Source organism: Micromonospora deserti (genome assembly GCF_003236335.1).
Classification (GTDB): domain Bacteria; phylum Actinomycetota; class Actinomycetes; order Mycobacteriales; family Micromonosporaceae; genus Micromonospora; species Micromonospora deserti.
This window is the reverse complement of sequence record NZ_POUB01000413.1, coordinates 1-3,730: the sequence shown is the minus strand read 5'-3', so window position 1 is coordinate 3,730 and position 3,730 is coordinate 1. Positions and strand designations below refer to the sequence as shown.

At 70.7% G+C, this 3,730-nt stretch carries 6 protein-coding genes; all 6 read left to right on the top strand.

Annotation, left to right across the window (positions count from 1 at the left end; all coding sequences use genetic code 11):
* Positions 1–92 precede the first annotated feature (92 nt).
* Positions 93–1,031 (top strand): DUF881 domain-containing protein, encoded by a 939-nt coding sequence (locus C1I99_RS30330; protein WP_111137592.1) that lies wholly within the window; start codon positions 93–95, stop codon positions 1,029–1,031.
* A complete protein-coding gene (locus C1I99_RS30325; RefSeq protein ID WP_091588778.1) occupies positions 1,028–1,360 on the top strand; it encodes a small basic family protein in 333 nt (110 codons plus the stop codon). Before C1I99_RS30330 ends, C1I99_RS30325 begins: the two co-directional genes overlap by 4 nt.
* A gap of 11 nt (positions 1,361–1,371) precedes the next feature.
* Positions 1,372–2,325, top strand: a complete 954-nt coding sequence (locus C1I99_RS30320; RefSeq protein ID WP_111137591.1) for a DUF881 domain-containing protein — start codon at positions 1,372–1,374, stop codon at positions 2,323–2,325.
* A gap of 57 nt (positions 2,326–2,382) precedes the next feature.
* Positions 2,383–2,763 (top strand): glycine cleavage system protein GcvH, encoded by a 381-nt coding sequence (gene gcvH, locus C1I99_RS30315; RefSeq protein WP_111137590.1) that lies wholly within the window; start codon positions 2,383–2,385, stop codon positions 2,761–2,763.
* Between the two features lie 215 nt (positions 2,764–2,978).
* Entirely contained in the window at positions 2,979–3,431 is a 453-nt protein-coding gene (gene odhI / locus C1I99_RS30310; RefSeq protein WP_007071101.1) for an oxoglutarate dehydrogenase inhibitor Odhl, read from the top strand.
* A gap of 50 nt (positions 3,432–3,481) precedes the next feature.
* Positions 3,482–3,730, top strand: a 249-nt coding sequence (locus C1I99_RS30305) for a MerR family transcriptional regulator (protein ID WP_199562449.1), incomplete at its 3' end; no start/stop codon positions are given.

Here is a 3,730-nt window from a genome sequence, read left to right as displayed (position 1 = left end):
GTGGGGCCTGGTGCTCTACTGGGCGGCCGGGGTGCTGTACGTGGTGCAGGCGAACCGCCTGGTGCGGGCGGTTCGGGCGGGGGAGCGGCGGCATGGGTGACACACAGGACGACGGCCGGGAGCGCAGCGTCCGGATGTACGCCCCGGACTTCCTCACCGAGCTGTTCCGTAACCCGTTGGATCCGGGGTACGCCGACGCGGCGGCCCGGCGGGCACACGCCCCGGTGTCGGGGTGGCGGGCCTGGCCGGCGCGCTCGGTGAGCCTGCTCGTGGTGGTGGCGCTGGGTTTCCTGTTCGCCGTGGCGTACGAGCAGACGATGGCGGACGAGCCGGGGCGCAGCCAGGCGCGCTCCGGGCTGGTCGCGCAGATCAAGCAGCGGGAGCGTGAGACCGACCGGTTGTCGGAGCGGGCCGACCAGTTGCGGGCGGAGGTCGCCCGGCAGCGGGCTGCGGCGTTGAGCGGGTCGCAGGCCGCGCGGCTGCGCAACCTGGAGGCGGGCACCGGTATGGGGCGGGTGCGCGGTGACGGTGTGGTGGTGCGGCTGGCGGACGCGCCGGACAAGGCGGACGCGGTGACCGGCGCCGACGCGGGTCCCTCGCGGGTGCTCTACAGCGATCTGCAGGGGGTCGCGAACGACCTGTGGGGCGCGGGGGCGGAGGCGATCGCGATCAACGGGCAGCGGTTGACGGCGACGTCGACGATCCGGTCGGCGGGGCAGGCGATCCTGGTGGACTACCGTCCGGTGACCGGGCCGTACGAGGTGTCGGCGATCGGCCCGGGGTCGATGAAGCAGCGGTTCGAGGAGAGCCGGACCGCGTTGCTGATGCGTGAGGTGGCCGAGAAGACCGGGCTGTCGTTCGGGGTGCGGGAGGCGGAGGACCTCACCCTGCCGGCGGCGCCGGAGCCGCGGCTACGCTACGCGCAGCCGTCGGTGAGTCCGAGTCCTTCGCCGTCGGGCGCCGACCGTTCCGCCAGTCCCGGGCCGTCCGGCTCCGGGACGTCTACCAGCCCTTCCGGAGGTGGTCGATGATCGCGGTGTTGGCGTTGCTCGCCGGGGTGGTGCTCGGGGTGTGGCTCGACCCCACGGTGCCGGCGGCGTTGCAGCCCTATCTGCCGATCGCGGTGGTGGCGGCGTTGGACGCGGTGTTCGGCGGGGTGCGGGCGAAGCTGGACCGGATCTTCGACGACAAGCAGTTCGTGGTGTCGTTCATCTCGAACGTGCTGGTGGCGGCTCTGATCGTGTACCTGGGTGACCAGTTGGGGGTGGGCGGTCAGCTGTCCACCGGGGTGGTGGTCGTACTGGGCGTTCGGATCTTCGGGAACGTGGCGGCGATCCGCCGGCACCTGTTCCGGGCGTAGGTTGTGCGGTGATGAGCAGCGAGGAGCACACGGAGACGGGTACCGGTTGGCCGCAGCCGGCGGGCCCGTCCGGGCCGGCGGGGGAGCCGGATCCGCGGCCGGAGGCGCCGGATCCGGACGAGTTGAGCCCGCTGGCGCCGGAGTCGGCGCCGCAGCGGGAGGAGTCGCCGGTCGAGGAGGCGGATCGGGTCGGCGAGGGGACGCCGGTGGATCCGGGTCGGGCGGCGGCCGAGGCGTCGGCTGGTCCGGCGGCGGTCGCGCCGGCGCGACCGCGGGTGACGTCGGCGGGGGTGATGATCGCGGCGTTGCTGGCGTTGCTGGGGTTCACCCTGGTGGTGCAGTTGAAGTCGACGTCGACGGATCCGACGGTGGCGGCGACCCGGCAGGAGGACCTGGTCCGGATCCTGTACGACCTGAATTCGCGGGAGGTCCGGCTGCGGCAGGACATCGCGGCGTTGGAGGAGAGCCAGCGGCAGTTGCGCTCGGGTGAGCAGGGCCGGCAGGCGGCGCTGGAGGAGGCGACCCGGCGGGCGGACGAGTTGGGGATCCTGGCCGGTACGTTGCCGGCGACGGGGCCGGGGTTGTCGGTGCGGTTCGAACCGGGTGGTAAGCCGATCTCGGCGTCGCGGGTGCTGGACGCGGTGCAGGAGTTGCGGGGCGCGGGCGCGGAGGCGATGCAGATCTCCGGTGGTGACCGGGCGACGGTGCGGATCATCGCGTCGACGTTCTTCCTCGACGGGGAGAACGGATCGTTGGTGGTGGACGGGCGCCGGTTGACGGGTCCGTTCACGATCACGGTGATCGGTGATCCGGCGACGATGCGTACAGCGTTGAACATTCCTGGTGGGGTGGTGGCGTCGGTTGCTGGTGACGGCGGTACGGTGATCGTTGAGGATCGTGAGGCTGCCGTGGTTTCGGCGCTGCACGCGCCGATCAAGCTGGAACACGCCCGTCCGGTCTCCTGACCGGCGCGGCTGGCACCGGTCGAGGGCCGGTGCACCGATGGATGAAGGACGCGTCTGGTGATTCCTGAAGATCTGCGGTACACCGCCGAGCATGAGTGGGTGGCGGGTGCCGGCGGCGGCACTGTTCGGGTCGGCATCACGCAATTCGCGCAGGACGCCCTGGGTGACATCGTGTACGTCCAGCTGCCCGATGAGGGTGTGGTGGTGGCTGCCGGCGAGTCGCTGGGTGAGATCGAGTCGACGAAGAGCGTGTCGGAGATCTACGCCCCGGTCAGCGGTACGGTGGCGGCGCGCAATGAGGCGCTTGGCGACACTCCCGAGGTGATCAACACTGATCCGTACGGTGCGGGTTGGTTGGTGGAGATCACCCCGGACGATCCGACGGCGGTCGATGGGCTGCTGTCCGCGGGTGCGTATCGCGAGCTCACCGAGAGCTGAGTGCGTCCCGTTCCGGTGCGGCGGTTGGTTCCGCGCGTCCGGTTGCCCTGCATTTCGGCGCTGGCTAGGCTCGCCCAGTCGACCGAGAACCCAATAGTTGAGCGTTGTGGAATTGCCTTCCCGGGCACGGGGAGCCAGCCGCCGGGTGATGGAGTGCCCGGCGGCCAGACCCGCCATTACCCGACGCCGACCGAACAGATCCGTGAGGTGGTCCCATGACGCGGCCAGACGACGAGTTCCCCCCGCTCGACGTCACTTCGACGCTCAATCTCGGTTCGCTCGACGAAGTGCTGGAGGGGCCGGACACCGATGTGGTGCCGAGCCGGATGTCCGGTTCGTTGCCGCCGGGCATGGCGCTGCTGGTGGTTCGTCGGGGTCCGAACGCGGGTGCCCGGTTCTTGTTGGATCATGATGTGACGACCAGTGGGCGGCATCCGGACAGTGACATTTTCCTCGATGACGTGACGGTGTCGCGGCGGCACGCCGAGTTCCACCGGGACGGCGGCACGTTCACGGTGCGGGACGTGGGGAGCCTGAACGGGACCTACGTGAACCGGGAGCGGGTCGAGGCGGCCACGTTGAGCAATGGTGACGAGGTCCAGATCGGCAAGTTCCGGGTGGTGTTCATCGCCGGTCCGCGCCCGGAGGAGGAGGCCGGCCGGGGGTGAACGAGCCTGCGGCCTCCACGCCGCCGGGGGCGGCCCGCGCGCAACCGCTGATGAGCATCGGCGAGGTGCTGGCCCAGTTGCGGGTGGATTTTCCGGACACCACCATTTCGAAGTTGCGGTTCCTCGAGGCCGAGGGTCTGGTGGAGCCGCAGCGGACGGCGTCGGGGTATCGGAAGTACAGCTGGGATGACGTGGCGCGGTTGCGTTTCGTGTTGACCGCGCAGCGGGACCAGTATCTGCCGTTGCGGGTGATCCGTGAGCAGCTTGCGGAGTGGGACGCGGCGGGGCGGGCGCCGGGG

Excerpts from the sequence above, each read along its gene's own strand:
- C1I99_RS30330 (WP_111137592.1), top strand. The coding sequence starts at position 93 with ATGGGTGACACACAGGACGACGGCCGGGAGCGCAGCGTCCGGATGTAC.
- C1I99_RS30325 (WP_091588778.1), top strand. The coding sequence starts at position 1,028 with ATGATCGCGGTGTTGGCGTTGCTCGCCGGGGTGGTGCTCGGGGTGTGG.
- C1I99_RS30320 (WP_111137591.1), top strand. The coding sequence starts at position 1,372 with ATGAGCAGCGAGGAGCACACGGAGACGGGTACCGGTTGGCCGCAGCCG.
- odhI (WP_007071101.1), top strand. The coding sequence starts at position 2,979 with ATGACGCGGCCAGACGACGAGTTCCCCCCGCTCGACGTCACTTCGACG.